This window comes from Micromonospora sp. NPDC048170 (assembly GCF_040652795.1).
Taxonomy (GTDB): Bacteria; Actinomycetota; Actinomycetes; order Mycobacteriales; family Micromonosporaceae; genus Micromonospora.
Map to the genome: position 1 here is coordinate 104,889 of NZ_JBEZMR010000013.1, position 16,249 is coordinate 121,137.

Here is a 16,249-nt window from a genome sequence, read left to right on the forward strand (position 1 = left end):
CCCTGTCGACGAGGGCCCTCCCTACAGGCGCTCGGCGCGGTTGTGCAGGAGGTCCTGGACGTCGGCGATGTCCTGCGGCGAGGTTCGCGAGGCCAGCCAGTACATGACGCCCGTCGGGATGAAGAAGAGCTGGAACGCCGCCAGCCCGACGGCGAAGTTCAGCGGCGGCGGGAAGGCCGCCCGCAGCCCGTGGAAGGCCACCCCCACCAGCCCGTTGCCGGCCGCCCGGCCGACGCCGTTGACCAGGTTGCCGAGGCTGTAGACGGTGCCCCGGTGCTCGGGCGGGTTGACGTCGGCGATCAGGGCGAACCAGTTCGGCGAGTTGGCCGAGGTGAGCGCCAGCGCCACCACGGCGGTGAGCAGGCTCAGCCCGACCGTCGGCTCGGTGACCACGCTGGCCAGCACCGCCCGGACCACCGTCCCGGCGCCTGCGCCGTCCGGCACGTCGATGCGTACCGGGACGAAGAAGAGCACCAGGTAGAACGGCAGCGCCGCGAGGATGCCCACCGCCGCGACCAGCGCCCTGCCCCGGGGCGTACGCCGTTGCAGCGCGTCGCCGATCAGCCCGCCCACGATGGAGAGCACCCCGCCGAGCTGGAACAGGGTGGCGAAGACGCTGCCCACGACCACGGCGGTGGCGGCGGAGTAGCCCTGGTCCTCGGCCCGCTCGGCGAAGAGCACCGGCAGCCAGACCAGCGACCCGAAGGCCGCCTGGGCGGTGAGTCCCTGGAGGATCAGCCAACGGTTCGTGCGCCTGCCCAGGATCCTCGGCAGGTCCGCCCGGCTGATCCGGTAGTCGTACTCGGCGCCGGTGGCGAGCGCGTCGGCCAACTCCGGCTCGCTCTGCCCGCGACGGATGTCGTAGGTGAACAGGTAGGCGAGGGTCGCCGCCAGGCCGACCACGGTCAGCACGAGGAACGGCCGCCGCCAGTCGGCCGCCCCGAGCAGCCCGCCGACCAGCGTGCCGGCCAGCGTGCCGACGCCCTGGGACAGCCCCCAGAAGCTCATCACCAGCCCCCGGCGGCGGGGTGAGATCAGGTCGGTGACGACCGAGAACCCGACCGACCCGACCGCGCCCAGCCCGACCGCCGCCACCATCTGCGCGGCCAGGAAGGCCGGATAGTTGGCCGCGACCGCGCTGCCGCCCGTGCCGAGCGCCCAGATCAGCGTGCCGATCATCAGCAACGGCTTGCGGTTCGTGCGGTCGCCGACGTACGCCCAACCCACCGCCGCCACCGCGCTGGCCAGGAAGCTCACGGCGGTGACCAGGCCGAGCAGCCGCTGCGGCACGTCGAAGGTGTCGGAGATCGGCCCGTACAGCGGGGGCACCAGGCCGATCGCCACGTTGTCCAGCGAGGCGAGCAGCACGAAGACCACGACGCTGTAGTACCGGTGCGCGGGCGTCCCGCCCCGGGCCCGCGCCGGCCCACCCCTGGTCAAGGTCATGTGCGGCAGCCAACCAGGATCAGGTCACGAGCGGGTGACGACGCGCGGGCGCGCCGGCAGTACCGACCACGGGTGCCGGCCGGTGACGAAGTCCGGCAAGGCCAGCTCGTCCGCGTCGTCGGGCCCGCCCGTACGGTCGGTCACCCCGCCACGGCGTCGACCCGGCCGAGGAAGTGTTCGCGGGCGGCGGCGTACCGCTCGCGGATGGCGGGAACGGGTGCGGCGGCGTACTCCTCGGTGCCGGTGACGGACCACGTGGGAGGTGCCGCGTCGCCGAGGGCGACCCAGGCGGCCTGGCGTGCCGCGCCGTCGGCGACGTACTCGCCGGGCGGCGGCACGACCACCGGCACCCCGAGGACCTGCGGCGCGATCCGGCGCACGGCCGCCGATCGGGCTCCGCCGCCCACCAGGATCACCCGGCGCACCGTGGCGCCCTGGGCGGTGAGCGCGTCGAGGCCGTCGGCGAGGGCGCAGAGCAGGCCCTCGACGGCGGCCCGGGCCAGGTGGGCGGCCGTCGAGGTACGCAGGGTCAGCCCGTGCAGGGCACCGGAGGCCAGCGGCCGGTCGGGCGTCCGCTCGCCCTCCAGGTAGGGCACCATGACCAGGCCGTCCGCGCCGGCGGGGGCGGAGAGCGCCAGCTTGGCCAGCTCGTCCGGGTCGACCCGGAGCATCGCCGCGGCGGCGTCGAGCACCCGGGCCGCGTTGAGCGTGCAGACCAGGGGCAGGAAGCGGCCGGTGGCGTCGGCGAAGCCGGCGACCGCACCGCTCGGGTCGGCCGCCGGGGCGTCGGCGACGCTGAACACGGTGCCGGAGGTGCCGATGGAGACGATCACGTCGCCGGGGCCCGCGCCGACGCCGAACGCGGCGGCGGCGTTGTCCCCGGTGCCGGGGCCGAGCACCGCCCCCTCGGGCAGCAGGCGACGCGCGGTGGCACCCGGCAGCGTGTCGGGACGCACCGCGCCGGCCGGCTCCGCCGGGCCGAGCACGGTCGGCACGTGCGGTCGCCCGCCGAGCGCCTGCTCCAGCAGGTCGAGCCGGTAGTCGCCGGTGGCCGGGGACCAGTAGCCGGTGCCGCTGGCGTCCCCCCGGTCGGTGCGCAGCGCCGCCAGGCCCGGCGCGCCGGCCAGCCGCCAGGTCAGCCAGTCGTGCGGCAGGCAGACCGCCGCCACCCTGGCCGCGTGCTCCGGCTCGTGCCGGGCCAGCCAGCGCAGCTTGGTGACGGTGAAGCTGGCCACCGGCACGCTGCCCACCGCGTCGGCCCAGAAACGGCGGCCGGCCGCCCCGCCGCCGGCCTCCTCGACCAGCTCGGCGGCGGCCCCGGCGGAGCGGGTGTCGTTCCACAGCAGCGCCGGCCGGAGCACGCCGCCCGCCTCGTCGAGGCACACCATGCCGTGCTGCTGGCCGGCGACGGAGAGCGCCGCGACGTCGGCCAGGCCGCCGGCGGCGTCGACCGCCGCGCCCAGCGCGGACCACCACGCCGACGGGTCGACCTCGGTGCCCTCCGGGTGCGGCGCCCGGCCCTGCCGGAGCAGGGCGCCCGTGTCCGCGTCCCGGACGACGACCTTGCAGGACTGGGTCGAGGAGTCGACCCCCGCGACGATCGGCATCGCCGGCGGCCTCAGCGGGCGCCGAGCAGGTGCTCGACGGCGAGCTGGTTGAGCCGGACGAAGCCGAAGCCCCTCGCGGCGGCCCCGTCGACGTCGAACTCCTCGAACGCGGAACGGTCGGCGAGCAGGTCGGCGTGACCCTCCCCCGGTGCCAGCGTGGGCGTGCCGAGGTCGGCGACGCGGCTCGCGGCCAGCGCCTCGGCGACCTCCGGGTCCGCCCGGAACGCCGCGGCCCGCTCCCTGAGCAGGAGGTAGGTGCGCATGTTCGCCTCCGCCGACGCCCAGACGCCGGTCATGTCCTCGGTGCGCGAGGGCTTGTAGTCGAAGTGCCGGGGGCCGTCGTAGGCGGGCCCACCGCCGGGGCCGCCGTGCTCCAGCAGGTCGACCAGGGCGAACGCGTTCAGCAGGTCACCGTGGCCGAAGACGAGGTCCTGGTCGTACTTGACGCCGCGCTGCCCGTTGAGGTCGATGTGGAACAGCTTGCCCTGCCAGAGCGCCTGGGCGATGCCGTGGGCGAAGTTCAGGCCGGCCATCTGCTCGTGCCCCACCTCCGGGTTGAGCCCGACCAGCTCGGGCCGGGCCAGGGTGGAGATGAAGGCCAGGGCATGCCCGACGGTGGGCAGGAGGATGTCGCCGCGCGGCTCGTTCGGCTTGGGCTCGATGGCGAAGCGCAGGTCGTAGCCGGAGTCGACGACGTACTGGCAGAGCAGGTCGACGGCCTCCCGGTAGCGGTCCAACGCGGCCCGGACGTCCTTGGCGAGGTCGTACTCGGCGCCCTCCCGGCCGCCCCACATGACGAAGGTGCGCGCGCCGAGTTCCGCGGCGAGGTCGACGTTGCGCAGCACCTTGCGCAGCGCGTACCGCCGGACGTCGCGGTCGTTGCTGGTGAAGCCGCCGTCCTTGAAGACGGGGTGGGTGAAGAGGTTGGTGGTCACCATCGGGACCACCAGGCCGGTCTCGTCGAGCGCCTTGCGGAAGCGGGCCACGTGCCGGTCGCGGGTGGCGGCGTCCGCGCCGAAGGGCACCAGGTCGTCGTCGTGGAACGTGATCCCGTACGCGCCGAGCCCGGCGAGCCGGTGCACCGCCTCGACCGGGTCCAGCTCGGGCCGGGTGGCGTCGCCGAACGGGTCGCGGGCCTGCCAGCCCACCGTCCAGAGGCCGAAGGAGAACTTGTCGGCGGGCGCGGGACGGGGTGCCATGGCTGACCTCCGGAGGTGTCTTCCGCTATTTGTTCAGTGGTTGAATTATTTGATCGGCCTGTGGCAGTGTCAAGGGGTGACCCGACCAGGCTCCCCGCCCGGGGCGGTGCGGCAGGGCAGCCTGCGCGAGTGGAACCTCGCCGTGGTGCTCGGCCGGATCGCCGCCGCCGACCGCCCGCCCTCCCGGGCCGAGCTGGCCGCCGGCACCGGCCTCACCCGGGCCACCGTGTCGGCCGTGGTGGAGGACCTGCTCGCCGGCCGGTTGGTCGCCGAGGCGGAGCCGACCCCGCGCACCGGGGCGGGGCGGCCGTCCCGGGGCCTGGCGCTCGCCACGGACGGCCCGGCCGGGCTCGGCCTGGAGGTCAACGTCGACTACCTGGCCGCCTGCGTGGTCGACCTCGCCGGCCGGGTCCGCCACCACACCGTGCACCGCGCCGACCTGCGACCGGTCTCCCCCGCCGAGGCGCTCGCCCGGCTGGCCGAGCTGGCCGCCCGCGCCCGCGCCGACGCCGCCCGCGAAGGGCTCACCCTGGCCGGCGCGGCCCTCGCGGTGCCCGGCCTGGTCGACGACGCAGGCCTGGTCCGCCTCGCGCCGAACCTCGGCTGGCGCGACGTGCCCGTCCCCGCGCTGCTCGCCGAGGAAGCGCCGCTGACCGCGCACGTCGACGGCGTACCGCCGCTGGTGGTCGACAACGAGGCCAACCTCGCCGCGCTGGGCGAGCTGCACGCCGGGCCGGCGGACCGGGCCAGTTTCCTGCACGTCTCCGGCGAGGTCGGCATCGGCGCCGGGATCGTGCTCGACGGCGCCCTGTTCCGGGGTACGCGCGGCTGGAGCGGGGAGATCGGTCACCTTCCGGTCCGGCCCGACGGCCCGCCCTGCCGGTGCGGCGGCCAGGGCTGCCTGGAGACGTACGCCGGTCAGGAGGCGATCCTCGCGGCGGCCGGCCTCGCCGGCGCGGACCTTCCGGCGGACACCGCCACGACCCGGCTGGCCGAGCTGGCCGGGGCCGGCGACCCCGCCGCGCTGCGGGCCCTGGCCGGGGCCGGGACCGCCCTGGGCGTCGCCGTCGCCGGCGTGGTGAACCTGCTGGACCTCGACACCGTCGTGCTCGGCGGCGGATACGCCCCACTGGCACCGTGGCTGCGACCGCCGGTGCTCGCCGAGATCTCCCGGCGGGTGCTCACCGCCGCCTGGTCACCGGTCACCGTCCGCCCGGCGGCCCTCGGCGTCACCGCCGCAGCCGTCGGCGGGGCCGGCTCGGTGGTACGCCGGATCCTGGCCCGCCCGGCCGGCTGGCTGGCCCGTTCGGGCTGAGCCCCGCCCCGGGTCGCCCGGCACGGACGACGATGGGCCATCCGCCCGGGGTCAGGCCGTCCTGGCCACCCTCGGCCCGTTCGCCGGCAGCTCCTGCGTCGGCAGCCCGACCGGGCGCTCCAGCGGCACAGCCGGCCAGGGGCCGCTCGCCTCGACGGACTGCACGGACGCATTCCGGTGGCGTGCCGCCTCGTCGAACTCCCGCATGCCCCGCAGCAGGGCCTGGCGCCCCTCCGGGGTCATGTCGGCGAGGATCGCCGCGAGCTGCTGGCGCCGGTCGTCACGCAGCTCGGCGAGGAGCCGGCGGGCCTCCGGGGTGAGGTGCAGCGAGATCTCCCGCCGGTCGAACCGGCCGGGCTCGCGCTCCAGCATGCCCGCCGCGACCAGACGGTCGCAGAGCCGGCTGGCGGAGGAGAGCAGCATGTCGAGCCCGGTGGCCAGGCGACGGAGATTGATCCCCTCGTGCTGCTCGACCAGCATGATCGCGCGCAACTGCGCACCGGAGACCCGACTGGTCGTCCGCTCCCGTGCCGCCTCCCAGACCGTCAGCAGGGCGTCGGCCACCGCGTCGAGCTCGACAGCCATACTCGTCTCTGGTCCGTAGGGACCCTGCACTTCCGCCATGGTGGGCCCGAGACTACTCCGAATCCGCTGGTCTGGGCTCGTGATGAAGGAGCGATGATGAGCGAATCGGTCAACCGGGCACGACGCGTCCTCAACGAGGCACCCGCCGACCTCCTGCTGGACCGGATCGCCGAGGTCCTCGCCGCGGGCTACCACGTCACCCGGGTGGACCTGCTCCAGGTCGACTACCGGCTGGCGGTACTGCTGCCGCTCGTCGGGGACGAGCCCGTCACCACGCCGGGGCACCCCGCCTGGCGCTGCTTCGACCACCAGACCCCGACCGTCGCCGACGACACCGGCTACCTCCCGGTGTCCGTGCGGGGCGAACGCTGGGGAGTGCTACGGGTCGCGCCGGTGCCCGACGACCCGGCCGTGCTCGGCGAACTGGTGGAGATCGCCACCGCGCTGGCCCACGAGATCGCCGCCGTCAGCGCCGGCACCGACGTGTACCGGACGGCGCGGCGCAACAGGCGGCTCACCCTCGCCGCCGAGATGCAGTGGGAGATGCTCCCCGGCCGCAGCCGGATCCGCCCGTCGTTCAGCCTCGCCGGCCAACTGGAACCGGCGTACGCGGTGCGCGGCGACAGTTTCGACTGGTCCGACGACGGCACCCGGGTCTGGTTGTCGACCATCAACGGCACGGGTGAGGGGGTGGCCGCCGCGATGCTCACCTCGCTCGCCACCCACGCGCTGCGCAACGCCCGCCGGGCCGGGCTCAGCCTCGCCGACCAGGCGGCCCTCGCCGACCAGGCGGTCTACGACCTGCACCGGGGCGGCCAGCACCTCGCGGCGTTGCTGATGGAGCTGGACCTGCGCTCGGGGCAGCTCACCGTGGTCGACGCCGGATCGCCCCGCCTCGTGCTGCTGCGCGACGGAAAAGTCCAGGAGTTGCCGCTGGAGGAGCAGTTCCCGCTCGGCATGTTCGAGGCCACCGACTACCGGGAGCAGCGCTTCGAGCTGAGCCGGGACGACCGGCTCTTCGTGGTCAGCGACGGCGTCGTCGACGCCGTCGGTCGGGACGTCCGGTACGGCGAGACCGCGCTGGACCGGTTCCTGAGCCGTACCGGACCGATGGAGCCGCTGGACGCCGTCCGCTCGCTGATCGGGGACCTGCGCGCGTTCGTCGCCGGCGACCTGGTCGACGACGCGGTGGTGGTGTGCCTGGACTGGACGGGCCCGCAGGACTGAGCGGCCGGCCGCTCAGTACGCCCCGCGGCTGTTGACCACCGCGCCGAAGGTCTTCCAGAGGATCGTCAGGTCGGCCGCGAGTGACCAGTTCTCCACGTAGTAGAGGTCGAGCCGGATGCCGTCCTCCCAGCTCAGGTCGGATCGGCCGCTGACCTGCCAGAGCCCGGTCATGCCGGGCTTGACCAGCAGCCGGCGGGCCACGTCGCCGTCGTAGCGGGCCACCTCGGAGGGCAGCGGCGGGCGGGGGCCGACCAGGCTCATCTGCCCGAGCAGGACGTTGACCAGCTGCGGCAGCTCGTCCAGGGACCACTTGCGCAGCAGCCGCCCGATCCGGGTCACCCGCGGGTCGTCGCGCATCTTGAACATGAGCCCGTCGGTCTCGTTGCGGGCGGCCAGCTCGGCCAGCAGGGCATCGGCGTTGACCACCATGGTGCGGAACTTGTAGACGCCGAACTCGCGTCCGCCCTGCCCGACCCGGGTCTGCCGGAACAGCACCGGCCCCCGGCTGTCGACCTTGATGGCGAGCGCGATGACGGCCAGCAGCGGCAGCAGCAGCGTCAGGGCCACCGAGGAGACGGCCCGGTCGACGAAGCCCTTGACCAGCTTGCGGGCGCCGCGGAACTCCGGCGCCTCGACGTGGATCAGCGGCAGGCCGGCGACCGGCCGGGTGTGGATGCGCGGGCCGGCGACGTCGGTCAGCGCCGGGGCCACCACCAGGTCGATGCCGGTGCCCTCCAACTGCCAGCCCAGCCGGCGCAGGCGGGTGGCGGTCAGCTCGCCGGAGGCGGTCACCGCGACGGTGTCCGCGCCGATGGCGGTGGCCGCCTCCGGGATGCCCCGGAACGAGCCGACCACCGGCACGTCGCCCAGCCGCTGCGCGACCGGGGCGAGTAGCGCGTCCGGGATGCAGGCGCCGACCACCTGGTAGCCCGCGTACGGCTCGCGCCGCAGGGTGTGCACCAGCTCCAGCACGTGCGCGGTGTCGCCGACCACCAGTACCTTGCGCGACCAGCCGGCGCCCTCGGACCGCGCCCGGTGCAGCCGTTTGCGGGCGGCGAACCGGGCCACCTCCAGGCCGAGCATGCCGATGGCGAACGAGATGGCGAGGAATCCCCGGGAGACGCCGACGTCGGCGATGTAGCCGGCGATCGCGATGCCGCCGGCCAGTCGCAGGCTGGCGGTGCCGACCCGCCGGTACTCGTCGGCGCCGTAGCCGAGTACGCGGTCGTCGTAGCAGCGCAGCACCCGCAGCGAGACCAGCCAGGCGAGGACCAGCCCGGGGGCGACCAGGATGTACGGGATCTTCGAGCCGCCGGGGGTGTCGTCGCCGAACCGGGCGACGTACCCGACGAGCACGGCGACCGTCAGGACGGTGGTGTCCAGCACCACCAGGGAGCGGACGTAGGCGCGTTCCCGGGTGCGGGCCGGCCCTGGCCGTGTCTCGTCCGGTCTCGACGACGTGCTGGCGGGCATCAACAACGTCGCTGAGGTCACCGGCCCTCCCCACTTCGGTCGCCGACGGCCCGTACGCCGGGCCCAGGTCGCGGGCCGACCGTCGGGGCACTACGACATCCTGCCCCGCCGACCAGGGCCGCCGATTGCTTCGGACGCATTACCGTCACTTTTCCCGGGGAACCCCACCCCCGGACCGGGCCCAGGGCACCAGATTCCGGTACGGCGGGCCGCCCCGCGTTGTGTCGCGACTCAGGCCGGGGCCTTGCGCAGCGCGATCGCCTTGAGGAAGATGTCGCCGATCTTGGTCGGGTCCTCGGTGACGAAGGCGCCGCCGCCGGTGACGTCGGTGATCGACTTCAGCTCGGCCTTGCTCACGTCGCTGCCGATACCGATGATCACGACCTGCACCGGCCGCTCCGGGTCCTTGATCTTGTCGAGTTCGCCCAGCAGTTTCTGCTGCGTGATGCCGTTGGAGTCCTCGTTCTTGCCGTCGGTGAACAGCACGATCGAGTTGACCCGGCCGGGCTCCCAGTTGTCCTGCACCTTCTGGTACGCCGCCAGCACCGTGTCGTAGAGGCCGGTGCTGCCGACCGACGAGCGGATCGATCCCAGGGACTGCTCCAGCTTGCCGCGCTGACGGGACAGCGGCCCGATGGCCACCAGTTCCCGGTGGTCGCGGGAGCCCACCAGCTCGGTGGAGAACGTCCAGAGACCGATGGACCAGGAGTCGTCGAAGAGGTTCAGCCCGCGCCGGGCCGCCTCGACGGTGACCTGCTGCCGGGTCGCGTTGCCGGCGTTGGCCACCTTCTCCTTCATCGAGCCGGAGACGTCGATGACGGCGAGCATCCGCCCGGACTGGGTGGCGATCGACCAACTGGAGACCGCGCGGTCCATGGACTGCGGGTCGAGCCCGCCGGGAGCCGAGCCGCCGCCGTTGCCCGGCGGGGCCGCCGCGCCGCTCCCCGGGCTGGGTGCGCCCTGCGGCGCGTCGAAGCCCGTGCCCCAACTGCCGTCCGGCGCACGCAGCGACTGACTCGCCAGCCGGTCGCGGAAGCCGTCTGCGGTGAGCACCTCGTAGAGCACCCGCGCCGCCGACGCCTTGGCCGGCTCGATGCCGGGCAGCACCGCGTACGGGTAGTCCAGCGGCGCGGGCGCCGGCTCCAGGTAGAGCGCGGCCAGCGGCACCGGCGGCTTCTTGCTGTTGTACTGGATCACGTCCTCTTCCGAGAGCGCCGCCGCACCCAGGCTGCTCGCGATCGTCGTCGGATCCGAGGCGGTGGGGAACCGGGCGAGCAGGTCCGGCCGCAGCGCCGAGCGGTCGGTGGCCAGCGCCCGCAGCGCGGCGACCTTCTCCTTCTCGACCTCGGGGCCGCCGGTGGCGCTGGCGGCCGCGGTCAGCGAGAGCAGGCCGGACAGGCCGGCGGCGTCGCGGGTCGGCTCGACGATCCCGGTACGCAGCGGCTTGTCGCTCTGCACCTGCTGGAGGAGCTGGGTCCAGCTGAACTTCTTCTGCGGCCAGCCCAGCCGCGTGGCGATCGGCTCCGGCATCGCCACGACCACCGGGCTGCGCGCGATGGACGCCCCGTTGCCCGGCTCGAAGGCGGTGGCGCCACCGGTCTTGAGCCGCAGCAGCCACGTGGAGGAGTCGGGCACCCAGACGTCCGGGCTGACCGACGTGCCGCTGGCCTGCCCCACGCCGGCCAGGGTGACGCCGTGCTTGGCGGCGACCGTGGCGGCCACGTCGACGGGATCGGACGCCGAGACGTTCACCGCGATGCAGGTGCCGCCCACCGCCGCGCCGTCCTTCACCCACTCGGCGGCGGCGGCTTCGACGGCCGGGGCAAGCTCGCCGGCGACCGCCACGGACAGCTCGATGCGCCCAGAGCAGTCCGGTTGTGCCAACTGCCGGTAGCCGAACCAGCCACCAGCCGTAACGGCGAGGACGCCCACGGCAGCGGCGGCGGTGGCTGCGTGAAGGTTCCTACGCATTCGATGGCGGCCTGCTGACACGCTGACCATCTTGCGTACCCGTCGGGACGACTGCCACGGCCGTTCGGACGAAAGTTACGCAGCAGAGACAGTCGAGCGCCAAGTCACGACACTGAGTGACCACTCCGCCCCGCGGTGTCGATGTCACGCGCAGGATCGCTGGTCAGGGCAGCACGCAGGTGGGGCTCGACACCACCACGGGCTCCCCGACCGGAGCCGGGACGCCGGTGGCGGCGTCCACCCGGAAGACCCGGACCATGTCGGCCCGCTCGTCGGCGACGTAGAGGTGCTCGCCGGCCAGGGCGAAGTGTCGGGGCCACTCCCCGCCCGTGTCCACCTCGGCGACCAGTTCCGGCAGCTCGCCGGCGACGGCGAAGACCGCGACCGTGCCCACCCCCCGGTTGGCGACGTAGAGGTAATGGCCGTCCGGGCCGACCGCGATCTCCGACGGCTGGACGTGCCCCGTCCGGTCGCTGGCCTCGACGCGACCCCGCCGGTGCAGCGCGCCGTCGCCGGTCAGCTCGTAGGCGGTGACCGAGCCGTCCAGCTCCCCCGCCACCCAGCAGCGCCGCCCGTCGGGATGCCGGGCCAGGTGCCGAGGGCCGACGCCGGGGGCCGTCCGCACCCGGGGCGCCCGGGGCACCAGCCGGCCGGAGGCGCCGTCCAGGTCGTAGCGGTAGATCGAGTCGGTGCCCAGGTCGACCGCGAGCAACGGGCCCCGGCCTGGGTCGGGACTCACCATGTGGGCGTGTGCGTGGTCCTGACGCTCCGGGTCCGGCCCGTGCCCCTCGTGCTCCACCAGGTCGCTGCGCTCGCCGGGCACCCCGTCGGGGTCGAGCGGGAACACCGTCACGCTGCCACCGCCGTAGTTGGCGACGACGAGGTGGCCGCCGTCCCGGGCGACCGCCAGGTGGCAGGGATCCGCGCCGCCGGTGGGCCGGGTGCCGAGCGGGGTGAGGTCGCCGCCCGCGCCGACCCGGAAGGCGCTGACCCGCCCGTCGGGCAGCTCGTTCACCGCGTACAGCACGGGCAGCCGCGGGTGCCGGGCGAGGAAGGAGGGCGAGGGGGTGACCGCGACGGTGCCGAGCGGCGTCAGCTCACCGGTGCCCGGGTCCCGCCGCGCCGCGACGATGCCGGTGCCCCGGCCCCCGCTGTGTGCCGTGTAGCCGCCGATGTGGACGACCTCGTCCTGACCTGTCACCGGATCCGCCCTCCGCCGATTCCTCCGTCGATCCCATCAGCCTTCCCACTGGACCGCCCGCTCAGCCCCGAAAACCGCGCCGAATCGCGGCGGGTCGCCGGAAGACGACCGCCGGGGTCCGCCGCCGAGCCGGCTCAGGCCGCCGGCACCGGCTCGCCTCGCTGCCGAGCCACGTGCTCGACCAGCGCGATCAGCACCTCCTTGCCGGACTGCCGCTCCCGCGCGTCGCAGAGCACCAGCGGCACGTCGGGGTCGAGGTCCAGCGCCTCGCGTACGGTCTCCAGGTTGAACCGGCGGCCACCGTCGAAGCAGTTCACCCCCACCACGAACGGGACGCCCCGCTGCTCGAAGTAGTCGATCGACGGGAAGCAGTCGGCCAGCCGGCGGGTGTCGGCGAGCACCACCGCGCCGAGCGCCCCGAACGCCAGCTCGTCCCAGAGGAACCAGAACCGGTCCTGGCCCGGGGTGCCGAAGAGGTAGACCTGGAGGTCGTCGTTGATCGTGATCCGGCCGAAGTCCATCGCCACCGTCGTGGTCGACTTGGCCTCGACGCCGGAGAGGTCGTCGGTGCCGATGCCGGCACCCGTCAGCACCTCCTCGGTCTGCAACGGCCGGACCTCGCTGAGCGCGCTCACCAGCGTCGTCTTGCCGGCGCCGAACCCTCCGGCGATGAGGATCTTCAGCGCGAGCGGGATCCGGGGGCCGGATCCGGTTCGGTCATAGCGCACGGAGTCCACTGACCACCGCCTTGAGAATGTCGTCGTCGGGCAGGTACGCGGCGGGGGTCGGCTGGTGCACCGCGACCAGCCCCCGCGCCAGCAGGTCGCCGAGGAGTACGCGGACCACGCCCACCGCGAGGTTGAGGTCGGCCGCGAGCTCCGCTACGGGGACCGGCCGGACGGTCAGCTCCACCAGGCGCCGGTGCTCGGGGTGCAGCTCCGGGTGCCCGGTCGGGTCGGCGGCCGGCTCGGCCAGCACGTACGCGACCAGGTCGAACCCGTCGACGGCCGACCGGACCCGGCCGCCGGTGAGGGTGTAGGGCCGTACGACCGGGCCGGCGTCGTCGTCCAGCCACTCGTGCTGCGGCCCGGGCGACTCAGCCCGCATCGGCGGCCCCCGCGGTCGACCGGGCGGGGGCGCTCAGGTACTCCCCCACCCGGGTGACGAGCATCGCCATCTCGTACGCCACCAGGCCGATGTCCGCGTCCGCGTCGCTGACCACGGCCAGGCAGGCGCCCTGCCCGGCCGCGGTGACGAAGAGGTACGCGGACTCCATCTCCACGACGGTCTGCCGGACCGCCCCGCCGGCCACCTGCCGGCTCGTGCCCCGGGCCAGGCTGGAGAAGCCGGACGCCAGCGCGGACAGGTGCTCGGCGTCGGCCCGGTCCATGCCGGCGGAGGAGCCGATCAGCAGCCCGTCCGCCGAGAGCACCACCGCCTGGCGGGCGGGCGGCACCCGTTCCACCAGTTCGTCGAGCAACCAGTCGAGATCGGCGCTCTGCCTAGTCGGATGCATCAGGCGTCCCTCTCAGTTGCGGTCGTGGGTTCGGTCCGCCGGCCGCTCGGCCGGGGTGGGGCTCGGGTCGTCGCGCGGCGGGCCCTGCCGGTCGTCGATGCCGGCAGCGGCCTGCTCCGGGTCCGTCCCGGTGGCCGCCGCCCGGCCCCGGGCCGTGCCGGCCTGGAGGGCGGACATGATCCGTCGCGCCTCCTCCGGGCTGCGTGGGGCCGGACTTTCGATCACGGGTTGCCGCAGCGTCGGACCGTCCAGCGCGGAGAGCCGCCCCGGGGCGTCCCCCACGGACGGCTGCCCCGCGGGCTGATCCTGGGCGGGCTGCCGGGGCCGCACCGCCGGCGGCCGCCGACGCACCCGACGGGGCAGCCCGTCGATCTCGCCGACCGCCTCGACGGCGGCGGGACCGCCGGAAGCCGGAGCGCCGGGAGCCGGACCGGCCGGGGCGGGACCGCCGGAGGCCGGGGCGGCGGCGGAGGGCGTCGAGGCTGGCCCGGCGGGAAGGGCCGGGTGTGGCACCGTGCCCAGCCGGCCCGCCCGGGCGAGCCGCCGTTCCTCCGGCGTCGCCGCGGACCGGCGCGCCACCGGCGGGCCACCGGTCGGCGGCAGGGAGGGCTCTTCGGTGACCAGGTCGACGGGGATGAGCACCACGGCGGTCAGCCCGCCGCCGTCGGACGGGCGCAGCCGCACCCGGATCCCGTGCCGGGCGGCGAGGCGGGCCACCACGAAGTGGCCGAGGCGGGCGGTCTCGGTCGGCTCGAAGTCGGGCGAGCGGGCCAGCCGCCGGTTGGTCTCCTCCAGCGCGGCGTCGGACATGCCCAGGCCCCGGTCGGTGACCTCCACCGCGTAGCCGTTCGCCACGTGCTGCCCGGAGACCTCCACCCGGGTCTTCGGCCCCGAGAACGCGGTGGCGTTCTCGATCAGCTCGGCGAGGAGGTGGATCACGTCGCCGACGGCCCGCCCGAGCACGCCGGCGGGTGCCACGGCGGTGATGTCGACCCGGTCGTACGACTCGACCTCGGAGATCGCGCCCCGGACGAGGTCGACGGCCGCGACCGGGTTGCGCCAGCCCCGCCCGGGGGCCGCGCCGGCCAGGATGACCAGGTCCTCGGCGTGCCGCCGCAGCCGGGTGGCGAGGTGGTCGACACGGAACAGCTCGGCCAACTCGTCCGGGTCCTCGGTGTGCCGCTCCATCCGGTCGAGCAGCGCGAGCTGCCGGTGCACCAGCCCCTGGCTGCGCCGGGCGATGTTGAGGAACACCTCGTTGAGCCCCCGGCGCAGGGTGACCTCGTCGACGGCCGACTGGACAGCGGTGCGCTGCACCTCGCTGAACGCCCGCGCCACCTGGCCGATCTCGTCGGCGCCGTACTCCAGCGGGGGTGCCTCCCGGGCGACGTCGACCTGCTCGCCCCGGCGCAGCCGGGCCACCACGTCCGGCAGCCGGCGCTCGGCTGTCTCCAGCGCGGCGTTGCGTACGCCGGTGAGCCGGTGCGCGAGGCCACGGCCGACCCGCAGCGACACGAGGACCGAGACCACGACGGCGACCAGACCCAGCACCCCGGCGGCGCCGAGCCGGACCAGGATGCGTACGGCCGTCGGCACCGACCGGTCGGCGAGCCCGTCTGCCTGGGCCAGCTCGAAGGCCCGCAGCGCCTGCTGCACCGTCTGGTGGTTCTCCTGCCAGGCGGCCGGGTCGACGGCCGGCCGGGTGGACGAACCGGCGCCGATCAGCGTGTCCTGCATCGTCCGCAACCGGCCGAAGGCCGGCCCCTCGGTCATCCGCTGGAACGCGGCGCGCTCGGGGCCCGGCAGGTCGGCGACCGCAGTCTCGGCGAGGAACCGCTGGTTGCCGATGGTCTGCACCAGCTGGAGGTGCTCGCCGTCGGCGAACCGGCCGGCGGTGAACACCCCGGCGAGCAGTGCGTCGGTCTGCCCGAGCAACTCCCGGGAGCGGCCGAGCGCGGTGAGGGCGAGCGCCTGCCGGTTGAGGTCCTGGTCGGGCAGGTTGGCCATGGCGGAGAACGCCAGGAAGGCCGAGTTGATCATCCCGCTGTAGAGCCCGATCGCCCCGGCCCGGTCCACCGCCCGCCGGTCGATGAACTCCCGCCCGGCGGGCAGCGACTCCAGCGCCGTGACCAGCTGGTCGAGCCGGGCGTCGAGGATGTCGTCGGCGGCATCGCGCAGGTCCTCCCCGCCGACCCGGCGGCGCAGCTCCGCGATCGCCCGGTCGGTCCGCTGCCGCTGCTCGGCGAGCCCGGGAGCGGTGCCGTCGCCGGCGAGTTGGACCACCGAGAGCCGGCGCTCCCGTTGCAGCTCGGCCACCACGGTCTCGCCGGGGTGGCCGAGGTCGTAGAGGAGGGTGCGGGCGGCGAGCAGGTCGAGGGCCGGCCCGAAGGTGAGCGTGGTGGCGAAGATCCAGAGCGCCAGCAGCGCCGTCACGGGCACGACGACCAGTGCGGTCAGTTTGGAGCGGATCGGCCAGTCGCGGGTGTTCAATCAGACCTCGCCCGGAGAGGTGTGGCTGCGGGGGCGCCGGCACCGGCCGGGCAGCGTCGCGGTCGGACGGTCCCGGCCCTCGTACGGGGGCGGTCCGGCGGACGCCTTGGGCAGGATACGTAATCCTCGCCCGATGCACTACCGTCCGTCGTGTCGGGCGTACCGGAAGACGTCCACAGTCGACGAACGCCCCGCCGGAGACCGGCGGGGCGTTCGTGG

The 16,249-nt window shown here is 74.7% G+C and carries 13 protein-coding genes; 2 read left to right on the forward strand and 11 right to left on the reverse strand.

What is annotated here, in order from left to right; translation table 11 throughout:
- Positions 1 to 21: 21 nt before the first annotated feature.
- From AB0D32_RS18740 to xylA, 3 genes are all read right to left on the reverse strand, one after another.
- Positions 22 to 1,446, reverse strand: a complete 1,425-nt coding sequence (locus AB0D32_RS18740; RefSeq protein ID WP_357091272.1) for an MFS transporter — start codon at positions 1,444 to 1,446, stop codon at positions 22 to 24.
- A gap of 140 nt (positions 1,447 to 1,586) precedes the next feature.
- Positions 1,587 to 3,053: a xylulokinase gene (xylB, locus tag AB0D32_RS18745; RefSeq protein ID WP_357091274.1), complete on the reverse strand. Its 1,467-nt coding sequence runs from the start codon at positions 3,051 to 3,053 to the stop codon at positions 1,587 to 1,589.
- An 11-nt stretch (positions 3,054 to 3,064) separates the two neighbouring features.
- On the reverse strand, positions 3,065 to 4,252 hold the full coding sequence (gene xylA / locus AB0D32_RS18750) for a xylose isomerase (RefSeq protein ID WP_357091277.1): 1,188 nt from the start codon (positions 4,250 to 4,252) through the stop codon (positions 3,065 to 3,067).
- Positions 4,253 to 4,328: 76 nt separating this feature from the next.
- On the opposite strand from xylA, the gene AB0D32_RS18755 reads away from it, so the two are divergent.
- A complete protein-coding gene (locus tag AB0D32_RS18755) occupies positions 4,329 to 5,567 on the forward strand; it encodes an ROK family protein (protein ID WP_357091279.1) in 1,239 nt (412 codons plus the stop codon).
- A gap of 51 nt (positions 5,568 to 5,618) precedes the next feature.
- Here the strand turns inward: AB0D32_RS18755 and AB0D32_RS18760 are convergent, their stop codons facing one another.
- On the reverse strand, positions 5,619 to 6,152 hold the full coding sequence (locus AB0D32_RS18760) for a MarR family transcriptional regulator (protein ID WP_357091281.1): 534 nt from the start codon (positions 6,150 to 6,152) through the stop codon (positions 5,619 to 5,621).
- A 96-nt stretch (positions 6,153 to 6,248) separates the two neighbouring features.
- Here AB0D32_RS18760 and AB0D32_RS18765 point away from each other — a divergent pair, with 96 nt between their 5' ends.
- Positions 6,249 to 7,379 carry a PP2C family protein-serine/threonine phosphatase gene (locus AB0D32_RS18765; protein WP_357091283.1) on the forward strand — a complete coding sequence of 377 codons (1,131 nt, stop codon included), beginning with the start codon at positions 6,249 to 6,251 and terminating at the stop codon, positions 7,377 to 7,379.
- 12 nt (positions 7,380 to 7,391) lie between these two features.
- Here AB0D32_RS18765 and AB0D32_RS18770 read toward each other — a convergent pair whose 3' ends face one another.
- The 7 genes from AB0D32_RS18770 to AB0D32_RS18800 form a co-directional block, all read right to left on the reverse strand.
- Positions 7,392 to 8,873 carry a sugar transferase gene (locus AB0D32_RS18770; protein WP_357091285.1) on the reverse strand — a complete coding sequence of 494 codons (1,482 nt, stop codon included), beginning with the start codon at positions 8,871 to 8,873 and terminating at the stop codon, positions 7,392 to 7,394.
- A 210-nt stretch (positions 8,874 to 9,083) separates the two neighbouring features.
- Positions 9,084 to 10,844, reverse strand: a complete 1,761-nt coding sequence (locus AB0D32_RS18775) for a substrate-binding domain-containing protein (protein ID WP_357091288.1) — start codon at positions 10,842 to 10,844, stop codon at positions 9,084 to 9,086.
- 142 nt (positions 10,845 to 10,986) lie between these two features.
- Positions 10,987 to 12,024: a lactonase family protein gene (locus AB0D32_RS18780; protein WP_357091290.1), complete on the reverse strand. Its 1,038-nt coding sequence runs from the start codon at positions 12,022 to 12,024 to the stop codon at positions 10,987 to 10,989.
- Positions 12,025 to 12,158: 134 nt separating this feature from the next.
- Positions 12,159 to 12,761, reverse strand: coding sequence for an ATP/GTP-binding protein (locus AB0D32_RS18785; protein WP_357091292.1), 603 nt, complete (start codon positions 12,759 to 12,761; stop codon positions 12,159 to 12,161).
- Positions 12,742 to 13,131: a DUF742 domain-containing protein gene (locus AB0D32_RS18790; RefSeq protein ID WP_357091294.1), complete on the reverse strand. Its 390-nt coding sequence runs from the start codon at positions 13,129 to 13,131 to the stop codon at positions 12,742 to 12,744. Before AB0D32_RS18790 ends, AB0D32_RS18785 begins: the two co-directional genes overlap by 20 nt.
- A complete protein-coding gene (locus AB0D32_RS18795) occupies positions 13,121 to 13,540 on the reverse strand; it encodes a roadblock/LC7 domain-containing protein (protein ID WP_357091296.1) in 420 nt (139 codons plus the stop codon). Before AB0D32_RS18795 ends, AB0D32_RS18790 begins: the two co-directional genes overlap by 11 nt.
- Positions 13,541 to 13,552: 12 nt before the next feature.
- Positions 13,553 to 16,030 (reverse strand): nitrate- and nitrite sensing domain-containing protein, encoded by a 2,478-nt coding sequence (locus AB0D32_RS18800; protein ID WP_357091298.1) that lies wholly within the window; start codon positions 16,028 to 16,030, stop codon positions 13,553 to 13,555.
- Positions 16,031 to 16,249 lie beyond the last annotated feature (219 nt).